Source organism: Xanthomonas sp. F10 (genome assembly GCF_014206815.1).
In the GTDB taxonomy this organism is placed as follows: Bacteria; Pseudomonadota; Gammaproteobacteria; order Xanthomonadales; family Xanthomonadaceae; genus Xanthomonas_A; species Xanthomonas_A indica.
In genome coordinates this window covers 493,862-516,536 of the sequence record NZ_JACHNP010000002.1, presented here as the reverse complement: position 1 = coordinate 516,536, position 22,675 = coordinate 493,862, and the positions used below count along the sequence as shown (strand labels likewise).

The window sequence follows — 22,675 nt, the reverse complement described above, 5'->3', positions numbered from 1 at the left end:
GGCTCTGCTAGGCTGCGCCGCTTCGTACCGCCCACAAGAGATGCCCAATGGCCGTCACCTACTCGATCAGCCTGCCCGATCCCGCCCGTGCCCGCGGCAGCCACCCGTCGCTGAGCTTCACCGCGCATGGCGCCGACGCCTTCGCCGAACAACTGCAGGCCGCCCTGAGCGATCCGGCCTGGTTCGAGCGCTGGCGCGCGATGCAGCCGGAGCCGGACGAGGTCGACCCGGCGCTGGGCGTGACCGATCCGGCAGCACGGGTGACCGGCCGCCAGGACGATCTGCGCATCGACCTGTCCGCCACCACCAGCGTCCCCGGCGACATCCTCAAGCAGCGCCTGCGCCTGCTCGCCGGCAGCGGCTGGGAACTGCGCGACGTGCGCTGAGCCCCGCGGCACGGCCACCGCACTGCGGTGGCCGACGCGCCCACGCGGAGCCGCGTCAGGAAGCGGCGACCGCGCGGCGCGGCCAGGACCAGCGCAGGTTGACCGCCAGCGTGCCCAGCACGATCAGCGCCAGGCCCAGCCATTGCACCGGCACCAGCCGGTGGCCGTACAGCAGGTAGTCCAGCAGCAGCGTCACCAGCGGGTAGACGAAGGCGACCACCGCGATCGCCGCCACGTGCAGGTGCCGGTAGGCGCTGTAGAACAGCACGTACACCACGCCGCTGTGGATCACTCCCAGGCCGACCAGCCAGAACCAGTGCCGCCCGGGATGCAGCGCGGCGCTGCTGGAGAAGCCGGCCAGCATCGCCGCCCCGACCCAGCACTGCACCGTCACCACCGCCAGCGGCCGCTCGCGGCTGATCCGCCGCGACATCAGCAACGACGCCCCGCACAGCAGCGCGCCCAGCAGGGTCAGCGCGATCCCGCCCAGGTAGCCACGGTCGGCGCTGGACCACAGCCGCAGCGGGTCGGCCGAACAGGCCACGCCGACGAAGGCCAGCAGCGTCCAGCCCAGGTCGGCGCGGCGGCTGCGCTCGCCCTGCAGCAACGCCGCCAGGATCAGCATGACGAACGGAAACACGTGGTAGACCATGGTCGCCACGCCGATCGACGAGCGCGCCATGCCGGCGAACAGCGCCACCCAGTTGAGCACCAGCAGCACGCCGCTGAGCGCGGCGTCGCGCAGCAGCGCGCGCTCGCGCCACAGCCCGCGCAACTGTCCGCCGAGCAGGCCGCACACGGTCAGGAACAGTGCGCCGAACAAGCAGCGGTAGAACACCGCGGTCACCGGGTCCTGGCCGCTCTCGTGCACGAACACGCCGACCGAGCCGATCAGTACCTCGGCCAGCAGCAACTGCCACAGCGCGCGCCGGGATGCACCCGCCGATATCGCAGGTGCCGCGCTCACAGCGCGATGCTCCCGTGCAGGTACTGCACCGCCGCGCCGCGCACCTGCACGTGGTCCGGCAGTACCCGGCACTCCAGCTCGCCGCCGCGCGCCGAGGCCTGCCACGCACGCAGGTCGCGCTTGCCCAGCCGCTGCGCCCACAGCGGCGCCAGCGCGGCGTGTATCGAGCCGGTGACCGGATCCTCGGCACCACCGTTGGCCGGCCAGAAATAGCGCGAGACGAAATCGTGCTCGCGGCCAGGCGCGGTGACCGCGACATCGCGCGGCGCCAGCGCCAGCATCCGCACCAGGTCCGGCACCACCGCGCGGACCTGGCCTTCGTCCGCGTACACGGCGATATAGGCCTGGGCGTTGCGGTACGCCGCCTGCGGCGCGATCGACAGGGCCTGCGCGAGGGCCTGCGGCACCGCCGCCAACGCGGTCGGCGCCTGGTTCGGGAAGCGCAGGACGAAGCGCCCGTCGGCTTCGCGATCTACCGCCAGTTCGCCGACACCCGCGGCGCGGAACCGCAACGGCAGCGGCGCCAGGCCCTGGGTGGCGACGACGAAGGCGCTGGCCAGGGTGGCATGGCCGCAGAACGCCACTTCGCGCAGCGGCGAGAACCAGCGGATCGCGAACGCGCCATCGGCCTCGCGCACGAAGAACGCGGTCTCCGACAGATTGTTCTCGCTGGCGATGGCCTGCATCAGCGCATCCGGCAACCACGCCTGCAGCGGCACCACCGCGGCCGGGTTGCCGCGGAACCGCACGCTGGTGAACGCATCGACGATGAACAACGGCAGCTGCACGCGCGGCCTCGCGGGATCGGATAGGACACGGCCAGTGTGCGCCGGGTTGGGCGACCAGCACAGAGTCAGATACGCTGCAAATCGACCGATACAGATGAGGCCGGCGCATGCGCCTGTACGAAGCCCTCGCCAACCAACTGCGCGACCAGATCGCGCAGGGCACGCTGCGCGCCGGCGAGCGCCTGCCGTCGATCCGGCAACTGGCCGCCGGCCACGGCATCAGCGCCGCCACCGCGGTGCAAGCCTGCCTGCAACTGGAACGCGAAGGCCGGGTGCAGGCGCGGCCGCGCTCCGGCTACTTCGTGCGTGCTGCGACCACAGCGCAACCGACCGGCGCAAGCGCCACCACCCGGCGGCGCGCGCCGGGCGCGGTCGCCAATCCGGCGCTGCAGGGCGTGCTGGACATGCTCGCGCGTTTGGACCTGGTGCCGCTGCACACCGCCACGCCGGCCGCGGCGCTGCTGCCCGGCGCGCACCTGGCCAGCGCACTGGCGCGGCAACTGCGCCGCCAGCGCAGCGCCGCGCTCGACTACGCGCCGCCGCAGGGCCATGCCGCGCTGCGCCGGCAAATCGCGCAGCGCTACGCGCATTGCGCCACCGCCGTGGCCGCCGACGAGGTGGTGGTAACCGCCGGCGCGATGGAAGCGATCAGCCTGGCCCTGCGCACCCTCACCGCGCCCGGCGACGTGGTGCTGGTCGAGACCCCGACCTATCACGGCATCCTGCAGGCGGTGGCGGCGCTGCGGCTGAAGGTACTGGAAGTGCCCAACCGCCCGGGCCAAGGGATCGACGCCGCACGCCTGGACGCACTGCTGCAGCGCACCCCGGCGCGCGCCGCGGTGCTGGTGCCGAACTTCAACAATCCGCTCGGCAGCCTCACCCCGGACCCGGCCAAGCGCGCCCTGCTGGAGAGTTGCGCGCGCCACGGCACGGTGGTGATCGAGGACGACATCTATGGCGAACTCGACTGGTCGGGACAGCGCCCGCGGCCGCTGCGCCATTTCGACACCCACGGCAACGTGATCACCTGCGGCGCCTTCTCCAAGGTGCTGGCGCCCGGCCTCCGCGTGGGCTGGCTGCTCGGCGGCGCCTGGACCGACGCGCTGGTGCGCGCCAAGTACTTCTCCACCATCGGCGGCGCCAGCCTGCCGCAACTGGCCCTGGCCGACTACCTGGAACGGCACGACCTGGAGCGCCACCTGCGCAAGCTGCGCCGCACCCTGGCCGACAACGGCCAGCGCCTGCGCGAGGCGGTACTGCGGCACTGGCCGGCCGGCACCCGCATCGGCGACCCGGCCGGCGGTCTGTCGCTGTGGCTGCAACTGGCCGACGCCGGCAGCGGCCAGGCCTTGTTCGAGGCCGCCCTCGCCGAGGGCATCGGCACCTCGCCCGGGCATCTGTTCTCCAGCCGCGGCGACTATGCCGACCACCTGCGGCTGAGCTGCGGCCAGCCTTGGACGCCCGCCCTGGAGCAGGCCATGCGCCAACTCGGCACGCTGGCCGCGCGGCTGCCGCGCTGAAAAGGGACGTCCGGCGCCGCGCCGCAGTGCCGAGGCGACGCGCGCGCTGCCAGCGTCTACCTGGCTGGTGACCGCACCACGTCCCGCCCGCTTGCCAAGCGGGGCCCTACACCTGCATCTACACGAGTGTCGGCCAGCCACAACGATGGCCGCGGTGCACCGCCGACGCAGTGGAGGCGCCCGACAGCACGCGTGGACCAACCGACGGCAGCCAGCGGCGGCTTGCGCTATGGCGTGGCCGCACCGATCGCCAGCGCCACGCAGGCGCCGAACAAGGTGCAGGCGAGCATCGCCACGGGGCTGAGCGGGCTGCGCCAGCGTTGACAGGGGAGCAGCAGGGTGCGACGGCAAGACATGGCGCGGCTCCGATCCAGGGACGTGGCGATGGCGATCCCTGCGGAATCTAGCCAGCGCCCGTCTCAGCAGGCGCGAACGCGATCGCACATCCGCGCGCCGGGTGGTACTGCACCCACGTTTGTTTACGAGACCGGCCACGCCGCCGCCGTGGCGGTCACCGCGCTGTCATGTGCAGGCCGGCGAGCCCACATCTGCGCCGCTCGCCTCCGGCCACCGCACGGCACGGCAGCGACGACAGCCCGGAGGGCACGGGGTGCACCGGCATCGCCGCCAAGCCCGCGGCACTCTGCCCGGCGGTCGCATCGTGCGCGACCGCCAGCGCATCGCGTTCAGTCCTGCAGCGCGCGCGCGTGGAAGGCGATGTGCTCGCCGATGAAACTGCCGATGAAGTAGTAGCTGTGGTCGTAGCCCGGCTGTACGCGCAGGGTCAGCGGATAGCCGGCGGCCTCGGCGGCCGCCTGCAGCAGCTGCGGGCGCAACTGCTTGTCCAGGAATTCGTCGCCGCCGCCCTGGTCGATCAGCAGCGGCAGGTGCTCGCTGGCGCCGCCGATCAACACGCTGGCGTCGTACGCCTGCCATTGCGCGCGATCCTCGCCCAGGTAGGCGGTGAAGGCCTTCTCGCCCCACGGTACCTGGCTCGGCGCGACGATCGGCGCGAACGCCGACACGCTGCGGTAGCGGCCGGGATTCTTCAGCGCGATCACCAGGGCGCCGTGGCCGCCCATCGAGTGCCCGCTGATGGCGCGGCGGCCGTTGTGCGGGAACTGCGCCTCGATCAGCGTCGGCAGTTCCTGCACCACGTAGTCGTACATGCGGTAGTGCGCGGCCCACGGCGCCTGGGTGGCGTTGACGTAGAAGCCGGCGCCCTTGCCCAGGTCGTACCCCTCGGCGTCGGCGACCTGCTCGCCGCGCGGGCTGGTGTCGGGGGCGACCAGGATCACCCCATGCTCGGCCGCATAGCGCTGCGCGCCGGCCTTGGTGATGAAGTTCTGCTCGGTGCAGGTGAGGCCGCTGAGCCAGTACAGCACCGGCAGTTTGGCATGCTCGGCCTGCGGCGGCAGGTACACGGCCACCTGCATGGGGCAGCCGAGCACGGCCGAGTCGTGGCGATAGACGTCCTGCCAGCCGCCGCAGCAGGCGTGGTGTTCGATGCGTTCCATGGGCAATTCCGAAATGTGGGCCTGCGACCGCGACCGGCCGCAGGCGGGATGCCGCGACGCGTCGACCGGCGACGCGCGGCAGCGGACTTCAGTGCAGCACGCCGTGCTTGCGCGCCACGTGGGTGGAGATCGCGTCCATCAACGGCGGCGACAGGCAGTCGTACGGTTCCAGCTTCAGTTCGCGCAGGCGGTTGCGCACCCCGTCCATCGCCTCCGGCCGCGTACCGCTCTCGATGATCGAGGACACGAACGCGGCGAAGCCCGGCGCCGACCACCCCTGCTGCGGCGACAGTTCCGTATGCACGAAATCCAGGCCGTAGAACGGATGCTCGGTGTTCTCGATGCGGCCGTACATGTGCACGCCGCAGCCGGTGCAGGCGTGACGGCGGATGGTCGCGCTCTCGTCCACCACCTTCAGTTTCTCCTTGTGCGCGGTCACCTTGACCTTGTCGCGCGCCACCACCGCCACCACCGAGAAGGTCGCGCCCTTCGGCTTCCAGCACTTGGTACAGCCGCAGGCATGGTTGTGCGCGGTCTGTGCCCCCACTTCCACCACTACCTTGTCGCTGGCGCAGTGGCATTCCAGGGTGCCGCCCTGGAACTGCTCCGCGCCGGCACGCACGCCGGCATCCACCGACGGATGAATCGTCACAGTACTCATCTTGCCCCCTCCCGGGTTCGTTGCGTCGCTGCACTGCGCGGAAACGGCCGCGCGCCGGCCTGACCTGCGGGTCAGAAGTGGATGACGGTGCGGATCGACTTGCCTTCGTGCATCAGGTGGAAGGCCTCGTTGATTTCGTCCAGCGGCAGGGTGTGGGTGATGAACGGATCGAGGTCGATCTCGCCGTGCATCGCCTGTTCCACCATGCCCGGCAGCTGGGTGCGGCCCTTGACCCCGCCGAAGGCGCTGCCGCGCCAGACGCGGCCGGTGACCAGCTGGAACGGACGCGTGCTGATTTCCTGGCCGGCGCCGGCCACGCCGATGATGACGCTCTCGCCCCAGCCCTTGTGGCAGCACTCCAGCGCCGAACGCATGACGTGCACGTTGCCGATGCATTCGAAACTGAAATCCACGCCGCCGTCGGTCAGCTCGACGATGACCTCCTGGATCGGCTTGGAATAGTCCTTGGGGTTGATGCAGTCGGTGGCGCCCATGCTGCGCGCCAGCTCGAACTTGCCCGGATTGGTATCGATGGCCAGGATGCGCCCGGCCTTGGCCTGCACCGCACCCTGGATCACCGCCAGGCCGATGCCGCCGAGGCCGAACACCGCGACGCTGTCGCCTTCCTTCACCTTGGCCGTGTTGTGCACCGCGCCGATGCCGGTGGTGACGCCGCAGCCGAGCAGGCACACCTTCTCCAGCGGCGCCTCGGGATTGACCACCGCCAGCGAGATTTCCGGCACCACCGTGTACTCGCTGAAGGTGCTGCAGCCCATGTAGTGGTAGATCGGCTGGCCGTTGTAGGAGAAGCGGGTGGTGCCGTCGGGCATCAGGCCCTTGCCCTGGGTGGCGCGCACCGCCTGGCACAGGTTGGTCTTGCCGGACAGGCAGAACTTGCACTTGCGACACTCGGCCGTGTACAGCGGGATCACGTGGTCGCCGACCTTGACGCTGGTCACGCCCTCGCCCACCGCCTCGACGATGCCGCCGCCCTCGTGGCCGAGCACCGCCGGGAAGATGCCTTCCGGGTCGTCGCCGGACAGCGTGAACGCGTCGGTGTGACACACGCCGGTATGGGTGATGCGCACCAGCACCTCGCCCTGGCGCGGCGGCTCGACATCGATCTCCACGATCTGCAGTGGCTGGCCGGCTTCGAAGGCAACGGCGGCTCGGGATTTCATGCGCTTTCTCCTGGCTGAGGAAATGGGTGTGGGGTGTGGATCACTTGAGATAGGAGCGGACCAGCATGCCCATCTCGCGCACGCGCGCGGCGCGCTGCGCGTCGGAGCTGGCGGGCTGGCCGAATTCTTCGCGGACGTGGGCCTCCATCACCTCGGACATGAGGCCATTGACCGCACCGCGGATGGCGGCGATCTGCTGGAGCACCGCCGCGCACTCGGCGCCGCCTTCCAGCGCGCGCTCCAGTGCTTCGGTCTGGCCGCGCAGGCGGCGGATGCGGGCCAGGACGCGCTTCTTCTCGTGCGGGGTATGTGGCATGCGATGGGGACCCAGGAACTATACTGGGGGATAGTATCTTCACGACCGAAAAAAGGAAATGCCCGCGCCGCGCGGCCGCCCCGCCAGATCGGCCCCCGCCGCCGGAGGCCGCGACAGCGCTAGTGCCGGCGCATGGCAACGCGTGTCGGCACAAGACACGAACCGGCCATGTTCGCGCCGCCGGCGCTGCCTATGATGGCCATGCGGTCAAGCGCGGGCCCGGCTCCGGCGGCCACGTCCCTGCCCGCGCCCAGTTCCAGGCAGCCGCGGCCACGTCTAGACTGGGCGACTCCCGTGTGGCCGCCCCTCAAGATCGTGGACATGAAATCCTTCATTCTGGTCGTCGACGACGATCCGGATCTGCGCCGACTCATCAGCGAGTTCCTGAGCGACCACGGCTATCAGGTGGACACCGCCGAAACAGTGGCGGAGATGCGCCTGCGGATGGCCGAGCGCCAGCCGGACCTGGTGATCCTGGACGTGATGATGCCCGGCGAGGACGGCCTCAGCGCCGCCCGCCAGCTCGCCAGCGAGCGCGGCGCACCGGCGGTGATCATGCTCAGCGCGCTGGGCAGCGACACCGACCGCATCATCGGCCTGGAAGTCGGCGCCGACGACTACCTGGCCAAGCCCTGCAATCCGCGCGAACTGCTGGCGCGGGTGCGCGCCCTGCTGCGGCGCAGCCAGGCGGCGACGCTGCCGCCGGAAGCGCGCGGCAACGTCTACGAGTTCGCCGGCTGGCGGCTGGACGTGATCCGCCGCGACCTGCGCGACCCCACCGGCATCTTCATCAATCTCTCCGATGGCGAATTCGCGCTGCTGCGCACCTTCGTCGAGCACCCGCAGCGCGTGCTCAGCCGCGACCAGTTGCTCGACTACGCGCGCGGCCGCGACACCGAGGTCTACGACCGCGCCATCGACAGCCAGATCAGTCGCCTGCGCCGCAAGATCAACGAACGCGTGCAGACCGAACTGATCCGCACCGTACGCAACGAAGGCTACATGCTGCTGCCGAGCGTCGCCCGCCTGTGAGCGGGCCCACGCGCGCCCGCCGCGGCGTGCCGATCTTCGCCCGCGCCTTCCTGCTGCTGGTGGTGGCGCTGCTCACCGCGCAGTTGATCGGTATCGCCCTGGTGCTGCGCACCCCGGTCTACGAGATGCCGGTGCACCCGCCGGAAGTGATCGCCCTGCTCAGCACGCGCATGCCGGCCGGCACCCAGACCCTCAAGGTGCAGGACACGGCGCATGCGCCGCTGCCGGCGCGCGACCAGGTGCGCGACCGCAATGCCGAACGGGTGATGGCGCACTGGCTGGAGGTGGCGCCGGACCAGGTGCGCTTCTACCGCAACAGCGACGGCCGTTTGGAGCGCCTGCGTCTGCGCCTGGGCGAACGCCCGCCGCCGCCACCGCATGCACTCGCTGCCGACGACGCCATCCCCGCACCCGACGACCTGGCGCCTCCACCCGACGCGCAGCAACCACCGCCGCTGGAGCCGCCACCGGCACCGGGCGAGGCACCGCGCACCGAGGCGTTTGGCGCGACCATGCGCGCAGTGGGCTGGCGCGAACGTGGCTTCGCCCCGGCGGTGCCGCTGCTGGATGGCTTCACCGCGGCGCTGCGCCAGCCCGATGGACACTGGCGCAGCGTGATGTCGCCGCCGCGCCGCTTCTCCAACGCGTTCAAGACCCAGGTGGTGATGCTGTTCCTGGTCGGCATGCTGGCGATGCTGCCGCTGGCCTGGTGGTTCTCGCGGGCGCTGTCGGCGCCGATCCGGCGCTTCGCCGAGGCGGCCGACCAGCTCGGGCGCAACCCCGACGCGCAGCCGCTGCGGCGCAGCGGCCCCAGCGAGATCGTGCAGGCCGCCGACTCGTTCAACGCCATGCAGGCGCGCCTGAACCGGCTGATCAACGAGCGCACGCACATGGTCGCGGCCATCGCCCACGACCTGCGCACGCCGCTGGCGCGGCTGGCGTTCCGCCTGGAGAACCTGCAGTCGCCGCTGCGCGAGAAGACCATGGCCGACATCGACGAGATGAAGGCAATGATCTCCGCGGCGCTGGACTTCATCCACAACGACAGCCGCCGCGGCACCCGCTCGCCCCTGGATTTCCGCCTGCTGGTGGAGAGCGTGGTCGACGACGCCAGCGACACCGGCGCCGACGTGGTCCTGCTGCTCGGCGACGCCATCACCCTCGACGGCGACTCGCTGTCGCTGCGGCGCATGGTGATGAACCTGGTGGAGAACGCGCTGAAGTACGGCAAGCGCGCGCGCCTGCAGCTGCGTCACGACGCCGGCGAGTGCCTGCTGTGGATCGACGACGACGGCCCCGGGATCGATCCCGCGCAGCGCGAGAAGCTGTTCCTGCCGTTCTTCCGCGGCGAGAACTCGCGCAACCGCGACACCGGCGGCATCGGCCTGGGCCTGTCGGTGGCGCACAGCATCGTGCTGGCGCACGGCGGCCAGATCGCCCTGGACAACCGCCCCGAGGGCGGCCTGCGGGTCAGCGTGCGGCTGCCGTGCCAGGCGGTGGGCGGCTGAGCCGGGCCTGCCCCACACCGCCGCACCGATCGGCTCAGCGCGGGTGCGGCTCCACGACCACGGCCGCGCCGTAGCACAGCACCTCGGTCAGCCCGGCCATCAACTCGGTGGCGTCGTAGCGCACCGCAACGATGGCGTTGCCGCCCATCTGCCGCGCGTGCTGCAGCATGTCCCGGTAGGTCTCCAGGCGCGCCTGCTCGCACAGTTGGGTGTAGATGGTGATATTGCCGCCGAAGATGGTCTGCAGCCCACCCAGGAAATTGCCGACGATGGAGCGCGAGCGCACGGTGATGCCGCGCACGATGCCCAGGTTGCGCACGATGCGGTAACCGGGAAGCTCCGGCGCGGTGGTCACCATCGCATCGGTGAGCGGCGAAGCCGCCACCGCGCGCGGCGGCGAGGAATTGTACGGATCGGTCATCGAAGTCCCCTGGTGGCGTGGTCCGTGGCGCCGCGGACCGCGGCCCCGGCGCGCATGCGCCGAGGCGGGCAGTGTTAGCACCGCAGGAAGACCCACGCAATCGCCACCCTCCATAGCAGCAGCATCGCCACGATGGCGCCGAGCACCGCTGCGCGCCGCAAGGCAGGTGGCAAGCGAGTGCGAACGATGCGAAGTGCGCGTATTGCAGAGCGACCCGTCGAGCGACAGCGCATCACGTGCCGCTGGTCGTGAATCTCTGGCCGAACGAGGAAGGGAACCCTCACGCAGCGGACACCCTCATCGCGGCACATGCTCGTAGCGCCCCGTGCGCCGCCAATCGGACAGCACATGTCGATACCAATAGAGCATTTTCGACCAGTTTGAAGTCTCCAACACCAGCAGTGCACCCCACGCGCCACTGCGTTCGCCCACACAGCGGTCCTTCCAATGCAGGATCGGAATGATGAACAGCCAGATGAGAAGCGGCACCACCAGCAGCCCTCCGACAGCGACAATCACTTCGTGCTCCGCGCTCCAGCCAGCGACGATGAGCGCGCTTCCCAGCCCGGCGGCGCCCGCGAATCACTTGAGCCATCGCCATTTCGATGCGAACCACTCCGCACACAACATGGAGCCCCCCCTGCCTGAAGCACCGTTACCGCAAAACACGAAAAACTGCAGATCAACGCCTCGGTGGCGCGCCGCTGCCGCCCACCGTCGGCAATGAACGTCGAAACTCGGCAGCGACAGGTCGTGAAAGCAAGCGCGCGATGATCCAGCCATGCAGGACGACGAAGACCGCAGCAAACACCACGCCGATCGCCGCCATGGCCCACATCATCGGCTGCATATCCGGCGCGCCGTGCATCTGCGCAACCGCGAGCTGTTGCTGCATGAACCCGATCATCTGCACCTGCACGACTGCGCCGCCCAGATTCCATGCGATCACCAGCACCATGGCACCGATGAAGCACCACCGCGCCCAGTTCAGCCGCCGCAGAAGCCCGATCGAACTCGCCAGGGTCCACGCCGAAAACAGCACAGTTCCAAGAAACAACCAACGAAAGTTGGAAAAAATGAAGGCCGTCGTGGGCGGCATCCCTGGCGGAAGCCTCCTTGCCAGATCGGCGAACTGCACGTGATCGAACACGGCAAACAGAACGAAGATCTGCATGACGCCGACCACCGTTCCGAAACCAGAGAGTGCGATGAAGATCCAGGCCAGGATGGTGACAAAGCTGGACCGCGGTGGTGCTTGGTGCATGACGTCTCCCCAAAGACGAGTATGGCATTGTCGCCTGCCCCGTGGCCGCCGTCATCACCATTCAGGGGCGCCAATGGAAGGCACGAGGCCGCAACCAGGCCAGCCAATGCAAGGAACTATCGACGTTGCGCCGTCCGCATGCGCCGGAGCAGCAGAAGCCGTTTGCCCGATCGCACCGATATCAAGAAGGTGGCAAGCATTCCCAATGCGATGAACAACACCGCGCCTGGAGCTGGTCCAAGCGCGAGCAGAATGCCGCAATAGACGAAAAGCGACACGAAGCCGAAGAAGCCTGCGGCATTCTTTGTAGAAGTGCCAAGACGTGATCGTGGCATCTTCCGGATTACGAGAGACCAAACGCCCTGCGCCTTCCCCAATTGGCTCGACCTCTTCAGGAGAAGCCTACTGAGTAACGTCCATACGTTGAGAGTCCTTGAAATGCCCGCACAACTCCAGCATCCGGTGGTGCTGCGCCTCATCGATGCCGGTGCGCTGGTCCACAGCAAGCGCATGCTCCGCACAGGACGGAAATGCAAACTCGGGACGGCTCCTGGGATCCTGCAGTTCGACCGAAAATGGCAGGCCTACGGCGTCGCTCAACCCGGTAATGGCGTTGGCGAGCACCCCAGAGAATCGCCGACCTTGCACCTGCGCGTCATTGAAGTGATCCACATAGAAGTCATGATCCTCCTTGGACACTTCAGCCCAGACTCCCCAGGCGAATGCGTCGTCCCGATACGTAAACGGGATTTTCAGCACGCCTCGAACGAAGAATCGCCGATCGTCCAGGGTACACAGGTCGGTGTTGAAGCGCGCACGGCGATACCTGTCCAGGTAGGGCAGCGCAAACACCTCGTCCGGCAATCCGAAAGCCCAGTCCGTAGGCAGCCCCGGGTGCGCTTGCCCGCAATTGGCGCATACAAAGTCATGTTCTGTCATGCCAGCCCCTCCCCCCAGGACCATCCACAAGATTGCAGCGTCCAGTATCGGCGATGGATGGATGCATTGGAACGCATTTCGCTCCGGCTCTTGGCGGCGGCGCACCGGACACGACGCAATGACTACCGGAAACCACATTACGTCGTACACCACCGGATGCGCCGGCGCGACCAGCACGGCCTGGCCGCCGCTGTCGTCGCCGATCAGCACATGGCCGGCAAGTAGAGCGCGCGACCTCGAAGGTATTGCGTTCGGCCAGGTCGGCGGCGGCGTACAGCAGCAGTCGCTCGGCATGCGGCCGCCCGGGCTGGGACGCAACCAGCGCGCGAATGGGCTGTGACAGGGCGTCTAGCGCGAGCGGAATAGCCGTCGCCACCATGGCAGCGTCTGCAGCGCTGCGGCGCCCGCACGTTGCTGCGCCAGGGCCGCCGCATGGCGCGCCAGCAACAGCGGCATGGCGGTCGCCCGCCAGAACACCAGGCTGACGTACCCCGATGACATGCCGCCATGGCTGTGGCGCGGCACGAAGACCGATTCGACAGAGGCGCCGTCCAGCGCCGTGCCGACCAGGCGCGCGAAGGTGTCGGCGAGCAGCGCCTCGCACTGTGCCGCTGTCACCGGCAGCGGCACGCCGGCCAGGGTCGACGCCATTTCCTCCCAGAGATACGGATCGCCACGGCCGCCCCATGTGGGCGGCTCGTCCTGGAACAGGCCCGCCATGCCCTCGATCGCGGTCATCGTCGTGCTGGCGTACCGGCGTGCGGCGCGACGCTCAGTACGCGAATTCGCGGAACACGTGGTCGATATTGCCCTGCCACGCGCCGTGGTACAGCGCCAGCTTGCGCTCGGCCGCGGTCTCGCCGGCGTGCAGGATTTCCACCAGCGGCTCCAGGAAGCGCGATTCGTCCTGGCCGTCGCGGTTCAACCGCGCGCGGCGACGCAGGCCGCTCAGGGCGATCTTCACCGCTTCGGCGGCCAGGTCCTGCACGGTGCCGTTGCGGAACGGCAGCTTCAGCGCCTGCTTCGGCACGCCGTCGCGCAACGCGTGGCGTTCGACCAGGCTGAAATCCTTGACCAGGTCCCAGGCTGCATCCAGTGCGGCATCGTCGTACAGCAGGCCCACCCAGAACGCCGACAGCGCACACAGCCGGCCCCACGGGCCAGCGTCGGCGCCGCGCATTTCCAGGTACTTCTTCAAGCGCACTTCCGGGAACGCGGTGGTCATGTGGTCGGACCAGTCGCGCAGGGTCGGCAACGCACCCGGCAAGGCCGGCAGCTTGCCCTGCAGGAAGTCGCGGAAGCTCTGCCCGCTGGCGTCCACGTAGGTGCCGTTACGGTAGGAGAAGTACATCGGCACGTCGAGCAGGTAGTCGACGTAGCGCTCGTAGCCGAAGCCGTCCTCGAACACGAAGTCGAGCATGCCGGTGCGGTCGGCGTCGGTGTCGGTCCAGATGTGCGAGCGGTAGCTGAGGTAGCCGTTGGGCTTGCCCTCGGCGAACGGCGAATCGGCGAACAGCGCGGTGGCGATCGGCTGCAGCGCCAGCGACACGCGGAACTTCCTGATCATGTCCGCTTCGCTGGCGTAGTCCAGATTGACCTGCACCGTGCAGGTGCGGGTCATCATGTCCAGGCCGAGCGCGCCGACCTTGGGCATGTACGCCTGCATGATCTTGTAGCGGCCCTTAGGCATCCACGGCATCTCGTCGCGGCGCCATTTCGGCTGGAAGCCCATGCCGAGGAAGCCCAGGCCCAGTTCGTCGGCGACCTGCTTGACCTCGTTGAGGTGGCTGCCCACTTCCACGCAGGTGTCGTGGATGGTTGGCAGCGGCGCGCCGGACAGTTCCAGCTGGCCGGCCGGCTCCAGCGTCACCGAGGCGCCATCGCGCAGCAGCGCGATGGTGTGCCCGGCTTCGCGCACCGGCTCCCAGCCGAAACGGGTCAGGCCGAGCAGCAAGGCCTCGATGCCGCGCTCGCCGTCGAAGGTCGGCGGCCGCAGGTCGTCGAGCCGGAAGCCGAACTTCTCGTGCTCGGTGCCGATGCGCCACTGCGCTTCGGGTTTTTCTCCGGAGGCGAGCACCTGGACCAGTTCGGCGCGGTCGGTGATCGGCGTCTCGGCAACGTGGCTGGGGCTCGACAAGGGCAGGACTCGCGCAACGGGTGAAGCGATGTGGGGGCCAGCCGCCAGCACCGCAAGGCCCCGCACTATAACGCGCCGGGGGTGAGGCCCATATCGCTACCGGCGGCACTGCAGCATTCCACGACCGCGGCAGCTGGCGGCGTCGAGAGTGAGACGCAGCAAGCGCTCGCGGCGCCGGCTTCGGTAGGCTGCGGACTCTCTCACCGCCCGCAGCAGGCAACGCATGCGCCCGACCCACACCGAACGCCATCGCACCGACCGCGCCGGCTGGCTGCGCGCGGCCGTGCTCGGCGCCAACGACGGCATCCTGTCCGTGGCCGGCCTGGTGGTCGGCGTCGCCAGCAGCGGTGCGTCGGCGGCCACGGTGCTGACCAGCGGCATCGCCGGCCTGGTCGCCGGTGCGATGTCGATGGCCGCCGGCGAATACGTGTCGGTGCAATCGCAGGCCGACACCGAGCGCGCCGACCTGGCGCTGGAGCGGCGCGAACTGCACGAGGATCCGCAGAGCGAGCTGGACGAACTCACCGCGATCTATCGCCAGCGCGGGCTCGATCCCGGCCTGGCCCGCCAGGTCGCCGAGCAGTTGACCGCGCATGATGCCCTGGGCGCACACGCGCGCGACGAACTCGGCATCACCGAGAGCCTGCGCGCGCGTCCGCTGCAGGCGGCGGCCGCCTCGGCGGCCGCGTTCTGCAGCGGCGCGGCGCTGCCGATCGCCGCCGCGTGGCTGGCGCCGGACGGCCGGCAACTGTGGGTGACCGGCGCGGCGACGCTGCTCGGCCTGTCGCTGACCGGCGCGCTGGCCGCCCGCGCCGGTGGCGCCTCGGGCCTGCGCGGCGCGGTGCGCGTGGTGTTCTGGGGCGCGGCGGCGATGCTCGCCAGCGGCGCGATCGGCCACGTATTCGGCGTGCATGTCTGAGCGGACGCGCACCGTACTGGGTAGCATCACCGGCATGGCCAATACCCGGTTCCCCGAAATGCAAGGCAACCGCACGCCCATCGCTCAAAACGGAACCTGACCTGGAGGACTGAAAATCAATACCGGCACCTTCGTCGTCGATCACATGGGATTTTCCGTTTCATCGCTGGATGAGGCGATCGCGTTCTGGACTGCGGCCATGGGCTTCGAACTTGTCCGCACAGGCGAAATGGGCGGCGATTTCCTGCGCGAGGTGACAGGTCGTCGACGATCCGCGTTGCCGCATGGCGCTGGTGGTATCGCCTGCCGGCTTCCCCATCGAACTGCTGGAATACTCGACGGCCCGCACGTTGGGCAAGACACCCGCAAGCGCTGGCGCGATAGGCGCGGCCCATCTTGCCGTCACCGTGACGGAGATCGACGTCGCTGTCGCCAGGATCCAGGCGCAGGGATGGCACTTGAAAGGATCTCCGCGACCGATCGAGGCCGGGCCACGCGCGGGAACCGTCGTTGCCTACGTCAGCGGGCCCGACGGGATCACCATCGAACTCATGCAACCTCCCAGGTAAGAGTGGCCAACAAAACGACTGCGCAGCTGCCAGAGCGGCGCGTGCAGCGCTCGCAATCCTCGTGTAGCGCTGTACATCGCAGTTCCTGTGCCCGTCCGCGCCCGCCTGGCGACTGCTCGCGCCGTTTTGTCAGCCACTCTGAAGTCTCATCCTGCATGGTGCGGGGCGCTTCGATCCTTTGATCGCCGCTGGCTAAAGTGGGTGATGCACATTGAGGCGCTATGCGTCGGCTGTCCGCGGCGCGGCCGGCGAACCCGAGGGGAAGCGACCTGTGGCGCGCCGAGACCGGCAGTTTGCGGGCCGGCACCAGCGCAGCCGTGGTGGTCTCCTGCCGGCTGCGACGGAGCGGCCCGGCGCTCTGCTCTGAGCGCGCGCGCCGCGCTGCGCTAGCATGACGGCCATGGCCGACACGACTTCCCCCGACGCCTTGCTGCTGGCGCGCCTGGCCAGCCTGGCCGATTGCTCGCAGGCCGACGGCTACGCCTGCATCACCGCGCGCCGCGAACACGGGGCGCGCTCGGTGGAGATTCCGCAGCCGCACCTGGCGATCCTGCTGCAGGGCCGCAAGCAGGTGCGCACCGCCACGCAGACCCTGGAGTTCGTGCCGGGCGACCTGTTCCTGGTGACGCGGCGCTGCCGCATCGATGTGGTCAACATCCCGGATCCGCACAGCGGCCTGTACCTGAGCGTGCTGGTACCGCTGTGCGAGGAGGCGCTGAGCGCCGCACGCGTGCTGTGGAACGAGCCGCTGCCCGCTGCCGGCGCGGAACTGGCACGCCTGCATGCCGAGGCGTTCGGCAGCACTCTGCTGCAATGGCGGCAGGCGCTGCAGGACGGCCACTACACCGAGGCGCGGCTGGCACTGGCGACGCTGGTGGTGGCGCTATGCCGGCGTGGCCATGGCGGCCTGCTGCTGCCGCCTGCGCCGAGCGTGGCCGCGCAGGTGCGCGACCTGATCGCCGCACAGCCGCAACGCGCCTGGCGTTCGCGCGACATCGAGGACAGCCTGGGCCTCAGCGGCGCGACCCTGCGCCGGCACCTGGCCGGCGAACGCACCTCGTTGCGCGAACTGCTCGCCGATGCGCGCCTGGCGCATGCGATGCAGCTGCTGTACACCACGCGCTGGCCGCTGAAGACGGTCGCCGCGCACACCGGCTACCGCTCGGTACGCAGCTTCAGCCAACGCTTCCAGCAACGCTACGGCCTGGATCCGGCCAGCATCGGCAATTGAGCGGCGACGGCTTGAGCGCCGCGCGCAGCGGAATGAGCGAATCGCGCAGCGACGCAGGCGCAGCATGCCGGTACCGCGGCGCCTGCCGCTCTGCCAGGAAGTCCCCATGTCCGTGTTTCCCTTGCGTGCGCTGTGCGCGCTGGCCCTGACCGCCAGCACGGCGCTGACACTGCCATCCCCCGCCCGTGCCGCCGCGGCGGACGCTACCGCGACGCAGGTACCCGGCGTCTATCGCCAGGCGATCGGCCGCTTGCGCGTCACCGCCCTGTTCGACGGCACCGTCGCGCTGCCGCGCGCGCAATTGGCGAACATCCCGCCGGCGGCGATCGCGCGCCTGCTCGACCACCGCTACGTGCCGGAGAACGACAAGGGCTTGCAGACCGCGGTCAATGCCTACCTGATCCAGGACGGCACGCACCTGACCCTGGTCGACACCGGCACCGCCACCTGCTTCGGCCCCGGGCTCGGCCAGGTGCTGGCCAACCTGCGCGCGGCCGGCTATGCGCCCGAGCAGGTCGACGACGTGCTGCTCACCCACGCCCATCCCGATCACCTGTGCGGCCTGCTGGACGCGCAAGGCCAGCCCGCCTACCCCAAGGCGACGGTGTGGCTGAGCGCCGCCGACGCCGCGTACTGGCTGGACCCGGCCAGCGAGGCCGGCGCGCCGCAAATGCTGCGCTTCGCCTTCCCGCTGGCGCGTGCGGCAGTGGCGCCGTACCAGGCCACGCAGCGGCTGCGCCGCTTCCGTCCCGGCGATGCGCTACCCGGCGGCGCGGTCGCGCTGGACACCCACGGGCACACGCCCGGGCACGTGTCGTACCGCTTCGAGGGCGGCGCCGGGCAACAGCTGCTGGTGTGGGGCGACCTGGTGCACTACCACGCGGTGCAGTTCGCGCAGCCGCAGGCCTCGTACGAGGCCGACAGCAACCGCGACGCGGCGATCGCCGCGCGCAAGCGCATGCTGGCGCAGGCGGCAGACCACGGCTGGTGGGTGGCCGGCGCGCACCTGCCGTTCCCGGGCCTGGGTCACGTGCGCCGCGAAGGCGAGGCGTTCGCCTGGGTGCCGACCGAGTTCTCGCCGTTGCCGGCCGCGCGTTGAGGCTGGTCTTCTCCCGATGGGAGAAGGAACCGCTGTTAGCCCCTCTCCCCCCGGGAGAGGGGTTGGGGTGAGGGTCCGGCGCGAAGCGTCTCGCAGGATTCAAGCGTAGGAGACCGAGCCCGGCGCCGCCGCGCTCACTCAGCGGCGGGCGGCTCCGTCTCCAGCCCCAGCCAGCGGCCGACGATGCCGCGCGCTTCGTCCACGCCCTGGCGGGTCTCGCCGGAGAAGGCCTGGACGCTGACCGTGTCGCCGAACGCGCTGGCCAGTTCCTTGCGCACCTGCTGCAGCGCCTGCGCCTGCTGGCCGCGGCCGAGCTTGTCGGCCTTGGTCAGCAACGCATGCGCCGGCAGCCCGCGCTGCACCGCGTAGCCGAGCATCTGCCGGTCGTAGTCCTTGAGCGGATGGCGGATGTCCATCACCACCACCAGCCCGCGCAGCGCCTCGCGGGTACGGAAATACGTGTCGATGAACTTCTGCCAGTGCGCCTGCAGTTCCAGCGGCACCTTGGCGTAGCCGTAACCAGGCAGGTCCACCAGGCAGCGCTCAGGCTGGACCTCGAAGAACACCAGTTGCTGAGTGCGGCCCGGCGTCTTGGAGACGCGGGCCAGGGCGTTCTGCCGGGTCAGCGCGTTCAGCGCGCTGGACTTGCCGGCGTTGGAGCGGCCGGCGAATGCCACTTCCCAGCCGCCATCGTCCGGCAACTGGCGGGCGTTGTGGGCGGAAAGCAGATAGTGGGCACGTTCGAGGATCAGCGACATCCGCCTAGGATCGCACGTCCGCGGCCCCGGGCGGGCTTCGTTGACCGCCAGGCCGCGGCATGCCGATAATCGCGCGAGTGCGGTCGCCGGCCCGGCAGCCGCGGGGTCGGGTCATACGGAGCTTCAGCAATGCGCCACGCTCGCGTTCTTGCCTTTGCCGGTCTAGCGGTTTCCGTCGCCGCCGCGGTCGCGTTCGCGCAGACCTCGGTGGTTCCCATTCCCGACAACGCCCCGGTGCGCACCACGCCGCTGGAGGGCGACATCGGCAAGGCCGCCTGGGGCGACCCCAAGGCCGGCCAGGCCAAGGCCGCGGCCTGCGCCGCCTGCCATGGCGCGGACGGCAATCCCGCCATCGCCATGTATCCACGCATCGCCGGCCAAGTGGAGCGCTACAGCGCGCGGCAGATGGCGCTGATCGCCCACGGCGAGCGCACCAGCGGCGCGGTCGCGGCGATGGTGCCGTTCGTGCAGCCGCTGAGCGCGCAGGACATGCGCGACATCGGCGCCTACTTCGCCACGCAGAAGGCCGGCGCCGGCATCGCCGACGACGCGGTGATCGCCGACGGCCCGTATGCGGGCATGAAGTTCTACGAGGTCGGCCAGCAGCTGTATCGCGGCGGCGATGCGAGCCGCGGCATCCCCGCGTGTATGGCCTGCCACGGCCCGGCCGGCGCCGGCAACCCGGGCCCGGCCTACCCGCACCTGGGCGGCCAGCATGCCGACTACGTGGCGCGGCGCCTGCAGGAATACCAGGCCGGCACCACCCAGGAGCGCGACCCGACCCTGTTCAAGATCATGGCGCAGGTGGCCAAGCCGCTGACCGACCAGGAGATCAAGGCGCTGGGCAGCTACCTGCAGGGCCTGCACGACCGCGCCGACGACGCGGCCGCCGCGCAGGTGACGCCGGCGGCCGCAACGCCACCGCAGCCGGCACCCGCGCAACAATCCTGACCGTGCGCCGCCGCGGCGGCGCCGGCCCGTTTCCCCCTTGCGCCGGTCCGACGACCGGCGTTCGTTTTTGCCATTGGAGATCGCATGAACCGTCTGCCCCGCCTGCTGTTGTGCCTGCTCGCCCTGCTGCCGTTGAGCGCCTGCGCGCAACCCAAGTCCGCCACCGCGGTGGAAGGCGAGGACTACACGCTGATCGCCGATCCCAAGCCGTTCGCGCCGCTGGCCGGCAAGATCGAGGTGGTGGAAGTGTTCGGCTACACCTGCCCGCATTGCGCGCACTTCGAGCCGCTGCTGGAGGAATGGGCCGGCAAGCAGGCCAAGGACGTGCGCCTGACCCTGGTGCCGGCGGCGTTCGGCGGCTACTGGGACAACTTCGCCGCCGCCTTCTATGCCGCGCAGCAGCTGGGCGTGCAGAGCCGCAGCCACCGCGCCATGTTCGAGGCCATCCACGACAAGCGCAGTGTGCCCGTGCAGAACGTGGCGCCGGAGGAACTGGCCACGTTCTACGCCGGCTTCGGGGTCAAGCCGCAGGCCTTCATCGCCGCCTACCAGAGCCCGCAGGTCGCCGCGCAGGTGAAGGCCGCGCGCGATTTCGCCGTGCGCGCCGACATCGCCGGCACCCCGGCGCTGATCGTCAACGGCAAGTACCTGGTCAAGGGCAAGAACTTCGAGGACATGCTGCGCATCGCCGATGCGCTGATCGCCCGCGAGCGCGCAGGCAAGTAATCGGCGCACGGCGCTTCATCCGCGCCATGGCATCATGACGGGGTGGCCGGACCGCGCTTGCGGCGTCCGGCATTTGTCCCCCATCCTGCTGGAGATGTCGCCGATGAAGACCCGCTTCGCCCTGACCCTGATGGCCCTGCTGCCGATCCTGGTGGCATGCAAGGCCCAGGACGGCACTGCCGACACCGTCGCCCCTGCCTCCGGCACCACCGCGGCCCCGGCCGCGCCTGCCGCCGGCAACGATGCCGCCGCCGCGCCCGCCGAGACCCCGGCCGCTCCCGCAACCACCACCGCCGATGCCGCCGCGCAGCCCGCCGCCGCCGAAGGCGACAGCACCGCCGCAGCCAAGCCGGTCGCCGCCAAGACCCCGAACGGTCCGGAGCCGGTCGCCGGCACCGACTATGTCGACATCGCGGGCGGCCAGCCGTTCCAGCCGACCAACGGCAAGATCGAGGTGGCCGAGATCTTCGGCTACGTCTGCCCGGCCTGCGCGCGCTTCCAGCCGCTGATCGGCCCGTGGAAGGCCGGCCTGCCCTCCGACGTGCGCTTCGTCTATGTGCCGGCGATGTTCGGCGGCACCTGGGACGACTACGCCCGCGCTTTCTACGCCGCCGAGGCACTGGGCGTGCAGGAAAAGACCCACGATGCGCTGTACAAGGCCATCCACGTCGACCAGACCCTGAAGGGCGAGCGCGGCCGCGACTCGGTGCAGGACATCGCCAACTTCTATGCCAAGTACGGCGTGGACCCGAAGCAGTTCGCCGACACCATGGGCAGCTTCGCGGTGGCCACCAAGACCAACCGCGCCAAGCAGTTCGCCACCCGCAGCGGCATCAGCGGCACGCCGTCGCTGATCATCAACGGCAAGTACCTGGTCAAGGGCAAGAGCTACGACGACATGCTGCGCATCGCCGATCACCTGATCGCGCGCGAACGCGCGGCGATGGCCAAGTAAGCCGTCCGCCCCGGCCCGCCCCGCCGTGACCGCTCCCGCCACCCGCACCCTGCGCGTGCTGACCGCCAACATCCAGGCCGGTTCCAGCACGCGCCGCTACAGCGACTACGTGACCCGCAGCTGGTCGCATGCGCTGCCGGCCGGGCGCAAGCGCAGCAGCCTGGACGCGATCGCGCAGCTGGCCAGCGACCACGACATCGTCGGCCTGCAGGAGGCCGACCCCGGCAGCCTGCGCTCGGGCTTCACCAACCAGACCCACTACCTGGCCGAGCGCGCCGGCTTCAACTACTGGAGCCACCAGCCGAACCGCCGCGTGGGCGGGGTGGCCTCCAGCGCCAACGGCCTGCTCAGCCGGCTGGAGCCGGTGGAGGTGCAGGACCATGCCCTGCCCGGCCGGCTCGGCGGGCGTGGCGTGCTGCTGGCCAAGTTCGGCAATGGCGCCGAAGGCCTGGCGGTGGCGGTGGCGCACCTGTCGCTGGGCGCCAACTCGCGCGCAGCGCAACTGGCCTTCATCGCCGAGCTGCTGTCCGATCACCCAAACGTGGTGCTGATGGGCGACTTCAACTGCGTCGCCGACCGCCCGGAGATGCAGTTCCTCTACCAGCGCACCCGGCTGCAACCGCCGGGCTGCGTGGTGCCGACCTTCCCCAGCTGGCGCCCGCAGCGCGCCATCGACCACATCCTGGTCAGCGACGGCCTGCGCTGCAACGCGCAGCGTGCGGTGCCCGCCGCGTTCTCCGACCACCTCGCCGTGGCCACCGAGATCGAAGTGCCGCAGCACTTGTTGCGCTGAGGCAGCCACGCCGGTTCTTGCACCACGCGTAGGAGCG

Annotated in this window: 27 protein-coding genes, 1 other RNA gene and 1 pseudogene; 16 read left to right on the top strand and 13 right to left on the bottom strand. The window is 69.9% G+C overall.

Annotation, left to right across the window (positions count from 1 at the left end; all coding sequences use genetic code 11):
• Positions 1-47 precede the first annotated feature (47 nt).
• On the top strand, positions 48-386 hold the full coding sequence (locus tag FHR56_RS13745) for a hypothetical protein (protein WP_160945389.1): 339 nt from the start codon (positions 48-50) through the stop codon (positions 384-386).
• A 55-nt stretch (positions 387-441) separates the two neighbouring features.
• On the opposite strand, the gene FHR56_RS13740 is transcribed toward FHR56_RS13745, so the two are convergent.
• Both FHR56_RS13740 and FHR56_RS13735 read right to left on the bottom strand, forming a co-directional pair.
• Positions 442-1,353, bottom strand: a complete 912-nt coding sequence (locus FHR56_RS13740) for a DMT family transporter (RefSeq protein WP_160945390.1) — start codon at positions 1,351-1,353, stop codon at positions 442-444.
• On the bottom strand, positions 1,350-2,141 hold the full coding sequence (locus FHR56_RS13735) for a PhzF family phenazine biosynthesis protein (protein WP_160945391.1): 792 nt from the start codon (positions 2,139-2,141) through the stop codon (positions 1,350-1,352). The genes FHR56_RS13740 and FHR56_RS13735 overlap by 4 nt, the downstream gene beginning before the upstream one ends.
• A 107-nt stretch (positions 2,142-2,248) precedes the next feature.
• Between FHR56_RS13735 and FHR56_RS13730 the strand changes: the two genes are divergently transcribed.
• Complete coding sequence (locus FHR56_RS13730; protein ID WP_184502645.1) at positions 2,249-3,661, top strand: PLP-dependent aminotransferase family protein; 1,413 nt, start codon at positions 2,249-2,251, stop codon at positions 3,659-3,661.
• 192 nt (positions 3,662-3,853) lie between these two features.
• Complete coding sequence (locus FHR56_RS20670) at positions 3,854-3,985, top strand: hypothetical protein (protein WP_255421421.1); 132 nt, start codon at positions 3,854-3,856, stop codon at positions 3,983-3,985.
• A 362-nt stretch (positions 3,986-4,347) separates the two neighbouring features.
• Here the strand turns inward: FHR56_RS20670 and fghA are convergent, their stop codons facing one another.
• From fghA to FHR56_RS13710, 4 genes are all read right to left on the bottom strand, one after another.
• Complete coding sequence (gene fghA, locus FHR56_RS13725) at positions 4,348-5,178, bottom strand: S-formylglutathione hydrolase (RefSeq protein WP_160945393.1); 831 nt, start codon at positions 5,176-5,178, stop codon at positions 4,348-4,350.
• A gap of 88 nt (positions 5,179-5,266) precedes the next feature.
• Complete coding sequence (gene gfa, locus FHR56_RS13720) at positions 5,267-5,839, bottom strand: S-(hydroxymethyl)glutathione synthase (protein ID WP_160945394.1); 573 nt, start codon at positions 5,837-5,839, stop codon at positions 5,267-5,269.
• Positions 5,840-5,910: 71 nt separating this feature from the next.
• Positions 5,911-7,020 carry an S-(hydroxymethyl)glutathione dehydrogenase/class III alcohol dehydrogenase gene (locus FHR56_RS13715; RefSeq protein ID WP_048490914.1) on the bottom strand — a complete coding sequence of 370 codons (1,110 nt, stop codon included), beginning with the start codon at positions 7,018-7,020 and terminating at the stop codon, positions 5,911-5,913.
• 40 nt (positions 7,021-7,060) lie between these two features.
• On the bottom strand, positions 7,061-7,336 hold the full coding sequence (locus FHR56_RS13710) for a metal/formaldehyde-sensitive transcriptional repressor (RefSeq protein WP_048490915.1): 276 nt from the start codon (positions 7,334-7,336) through the stop codon (positions 7,061-7,063).
• Between the two features lie 315 nt (positions 7,337-7,651).
• Between FHR56_RS13710 and FHR56_RS13705 the strand changes: the two genes are divergently transcribed.
• Together FHR56_RS13705 and FHR56_RS13700 are read left to right on the top strand one after the other, a co-directional pair.
• Positions 7,652-8,368 carry a response regulator transcription factor gene (locus tag FHR56_RS13705; protein ID WP_026143454.1) on the top strand — a complete coding sequence of 239 codons (717 nt, stop codon included), beginning with the start codon at positions 7,652-7,654 and terminating at the stop codon, positions 8,366-8,368.
• Positions 8,365-9,876 carry an ATP-binding protein gene (locus tag FHR56_RS13700; protein ID WP_160945396.1) on the top strand — a complete coding sequence of 504 codons (1,512 nt, stop codon included), beginning with the start codon at positions 8,365-8,367 and terminating at the stop codon, positions 9,874-9,876. The genes FHR56_RS13705 and FHR56_RS13700 overlap by 4 nt, the downstream gene beginning before the upstream one ends.
• A 34-nt stretch (positions 9,877-9,910) precedes the next feature.
• Here FHR56_RS13700 and FHR56_RS13695 read toward each other — a convergent pair whose 3' ends face one another.
• The 3 genes from FHR56_RS13695 to FHR56_RS13685 all read right to left on the bottom strand — a co-directional run bounded on the left by FHR56_RS13695 (position 9,911) and on the right by FHR56_RS13685 (position 11,561).
• Complete coding sequence (locus FHR56_RS13695) at positions 9,911-10,297, bottom strand: YbjQ family protein (protein WP_160945397.1); 387 nt, start codon at positions 10,295-10,297, stop codon at positions 9,911-9,913.
• Between the two features lie 297 nt (positions 10,298-10,594).
• Positions 10,595-10,816 (bottom strand): hypothetical protein, encoded by a 222-nt coding sequence (locus tag FHR56_RS13690; RefSeq protein WP_160945398.1) that lies wholly within the window; start codon positions 10,814-10,816, stop codon positions 10,595-10,597.
• 163 nt (positions 10,817-10,979) lie between these two features.
• A complete protein-coding gene (locus FHR56_RS13685; RefSeq protein ID WP_019798188.1) occupies positions 10,980-11,561 on the bottom strand; it encodes a hypothetical protein in 582 nt (193 codons plus the stop codon).
• A gap of 41 nt (positions 11,562-11,602) precedes the next feature.
• Between FHR56_RS13685 and FHR56_RS13680 the strand changes: the two genes are divergently transcribed.
• Positions 11,603-11,887 carry a hypothetical protein gene (locus FHR56_RS13680; protein ID WP_160945399.1) on the top strand — a complete coding sequence of 95 codons (285 nt, stop codon included), beginning with the start codon at positions 11,603-11,605 and terminating at the stop codon, positions 11,885-11,887.
• Positions 11,888-11,963: 76 nt separating this feature from the next.
• On the opposite strand, the gene FHR56_RS13675 is transcribed toward FHR56_RS13680, so the two are convergent.
• Entirely contained in the window at positions 11,964-12,500 is a 537-nt protein-coding gene (locus tag FHR56_RS13675) for a DUF2199 domain-containing protein (RefSeq protein WP_160945400.1), read from the bottom strand.
• A 118-nt stretch (positions 12,501-12,618) separates the two neighbouring features.
• Here FHR56_RS13675 and FHR56_RS13670 point away from each other — a divergent pair, with 118 nt between their 5' ends.
• Positions 12,619-12,840: a hypothetical protein gene (locus tag FHR56_RS13670; protein WP_184502699.1), complete on the top strand. Its 222-nt coding sequence runs from the start codon at positions 12,619-12,621 to the stop codon at positions 12,838-12,840.
• Between the two features lie 8 nt (positions 12,841-12,848).
• Here the strand turns inward: FHR56_RS13670 and FHR56_RS13665 are convergent, their stop codons facing one another.
• Together FHR56_RS13665 and FHR56_RS13660 are read right to left on the bottom strand one after the other, a co-directional pair.
• Positions 12,849-13,238: a hypothetical protein gene (locus tag FHR56_RS13665; RefSeq protein ID WP_160945401.1), complete on the bottom strand. Its 390-nt coding sequence runs from the start codon at positions 13,236-13,238 to the stop codon at positions 12,849-12,851.
• A 34-nt stretch (positions 13,239-13,272) separates the two neighbouring features.
• The gene (locus tag FHR56_RS13660) at positions 13,273-14,637 is read right to left on the bottom strand and encodes a glutamate--cysteine ligase (protein ID WP_160945402.1); all 1,365 of its coding nucleotides are present in this window, start codon (positions 14,635-14,637) and stop codon (positions 13,273-13,275) included.
• Positions 14,638-14,860: 223 nt separating this feature from the next.
• Between FHR56_RS13660 and FHR56_RS13655 the strand changes: the two genes are divergently transcribed.
• The 5 genes and pseudogenes from FHR56_RS13655 (at position 14,861) to FHR56_RS13635 (ending at position 18,455) form a co-directional block, all read left to right on the top strand.
• A complete protein-coding gene (locus FHR56_RS13655; RefSeq protein WP_160945403.1) occupies positions 14,861-15,556 on the top strand; it encodes a VIT family protein in 696 nt (231 codons plus the stop codon).
• A gap of 145 nt (positions 15,557-15,701) precedes the next feature.
• Positions 15,702-16,125 (top strand): annotated as a pseudogene (locus FHR56_RS13650) (VOC family protein).
• A 61-nt stretch (positions 16,126-16,186) separates the two neighbouring features.
• Positions 16,187-16,260, top strand: a non-coding RNA gene (locus tag FHR56_RS13645) — sX9 sRNA.
• Positions 16,261-16,525: 265 nt separating this feature from the next.
• Complete coding sequence (locus FHR56_RS13640; RefSeq protein ID WP_160945404.1) at positions 16,526-17,356, top strand: helix-turn-helix domain-containing protein; 831 nt, start codon at positions 16,526-16,528, stop codon at positions 17,354-17,356.
• Between the two features lie 106 nt (positions 17,357-17,462).
• The gene (locus FHR56_RS13635) at positions 17,463-18,455 is read left to right on the top strand and encodes an MBL fold metallo-hydrolase (RefSeq protein ID WP_160945405.1); all 993 of its coding nucleotides are present in this window, start codon (positions 17,463-17,465) and stop codon (positions 18,453-18,455) included.
• 134 nt (positions 18,456-18,589) lie between these two features.
• On the opposite strand, the gene yihA is transcribed toward FHR56_RS13635, so the two are convergent.
• On the bottom strand, positions 18,590-19,213 hold the full coding sequence (gene yihA / locus FHR56_RS13630; protein WP_160945406.1) for a ribosome biogenesis GTP-binding protein YihA/YsxC: 624 nt from the start codon (positions 19,211-19,213) through the stop codon (positions 18,590-18,592).
• A 129-nt stretch (positions 19,214-19,342) separates the two neighbouring features.
• Here yihA and FHR56_RS13625 point away from each other — a divergent pair, with 129 nt between their 5' ends.
• The 4 genes from FHR56_RS13625 to FHR56_RS13610 all read left to right on the top strand — a co-directional run bounded on the left by FHR56_RS13625 (position 19,343) and on the right by FHR56_RS13610 (position 22,638).
• A complete protein-coding gene (locus FHR56_RS13625; RefSeq protein ID WP_160945407.1) occupies positions 19,343-20,164 on the top strand; it encodes a c-type cytochrome in 822 nt (273 codons plus the stop codon).
• 84 nt (positions 20,165-20,248) lie between these two features.
• Entirely contained in the window at positions 20,249-20,890 is a 642-nt protein-coding gene (locus tag FHR56_RS13620) for a thiol:disulfide interchange protein DsbA/DsbL (RefSeq protein ID WP_160945408.1), read from the top strand.
• Positions 20,891-20,993: 103 nt separating this feature from the next.
• Positions 20,994-21,845 (top strand): thiol:disulfide interchange protein DsbA/DsbL, encoded by an 852-nt coding sequence (locus FHR56_RS13615; protein ID WP_160945732.1) that lies wholly within the window; start codon positions 20,994-20,996, stop codon positions 21,843-21,845.
• Positions 21,846-21,870: 25 nt separating this feature from the next.
• The gene (locus FHR56_RS13610) at positions 21,871-22,638 is read left to right on the top strand and encodes an endonuclease/exonuclease/phosphatase family protein (RefSeq protein ID WP_152237554.1); all 768 of its coding nucleotides are present in this window, start codon (positions 21,871-21,873) and stop codon (positions 22,636-22,638) included.
• Positions 22,639-22,675: the final 37 nt, after the last annotated feature.

Coding starts and splice junctions, on each gene's coding strand:
- FHR56_RS13745 (WP_160945389.1), top strand. CDS start 48: ATGGCCGTCACCTACTCGATCAGCCTGCCCGATCCCGCCCGTGCCCGC.
- FHR56_RS13730 (WP_184502645.1), top strand. CDS start 2,249: ATGCGCCTGTACGAAGCCCTCGCCAACCAACTGCGCGACCAGATCGCG.
- fghA (WP_160945393.1), bottom strand. CDS start 5,178: ATGGAACGCATCGAACACCACGCCTGCTGCGGCGGCTGGCAGGACGTC.
- gfa (WP_160945394.1), bottom strand. CDS start 5,839: ATGAGTACTGTGACGATTCATCCGTCGGTGGATGCCGGCGTGCGTGCC.
- FHR56_RS13715 (WP_048490914.1), bottom strand. CDS start 7,020: ATGAAATCCCGAGCCGCCGTTGCCTTCGAAGCCGGCCAGCCACTGCAG.
- FHR56_RS13710 (WP_048490915.1), bottom strand. CDS start 7,336: ATGCCACATACCCCGCACGAGAAGAAGCGCGTCCTGGCCCGCATCCGC.
- FHR56_RS13695 (WP_160945397.1), bottom strand. CDS start 10,297: ATGACCGATCCGTACAATTCCTCGCCGCCGCGCGCGGTGGCGGCTTCG.
- FHR56_RS13685 (WP_019798188.1), bottom strand. CDS start 11,561: ATGCACCAAGCACCACCGCGGTCCAGCTTTGTCACCATCCTGGCCTGG.
- FHR56_RS13675 (WP_160945400.1), bottom strand. CDS start 12,500: ATGACAGAACATGACTTTGTATGCGCCAATTGCGGGCAAGCGCACCCG.
- FHR56_RS13670 (WP_184502699.1), top strand. CDS start 12,619: ATGACTACCGGAAACCACATTACGTCGTACACCACCGGATGCGCCGGC.
- FHR56_RS13665 (WP_160945401.1), bottom strand. CDS start 13,238: ATGACCGCGATCGAGGGCATGGCGGGCCTGTTCCAGGACGAGCCGCCC.
- FHR56_RS13655 (WP_160945403.1), top strand. CDS start 14,861: ATGCGCCCGACCCACACCGAACGCCATCGCACCGACCGCGCCGGCTGG.
- FHR56_RS13640 (WP_160945404.1), top strand. CDS start 16,526: ATGGCCGACACGACTTCCCCCGACGCCTTGCTGCTGGCGCGCCTGGCC.
- FHR56_RS13635 (WP_160945405.1), top strand. CDS start 17,463: ATGTCCGTGTTTCCCTTGCGTGCGCTGTGCGCGCTGGCCCTGACCGCC.
- yihA (WP_160945406.1), bottom strand. CDS start 19,213: ATGTCGCTGATCCTCGAACGTGCCCACTATCTGCTTTCCGCCCACAAC.
- FHR56_RS13625 (WP_160945407.1), top strand. CDS start 19,343: ATGCGCCACGCTCGCGTTCTTGCCTTTGCCGGTCTAGCGGTTTCCGTC.
- FHR56_RS13620 (WP_160945408.1), top strand. CDS start 20,249: ATGAACCGTCTGCCCCGCCTGCTGTTGTGCCTGCTCGCCCTGCTGCCG.
- FHR56_RS13615 (WP_160945732.1), top strand. CDS start 20,994: ATGAAGACCCGCTTCGCCCTGACCCTGATGGCCCTGCTGCCGATCCTG.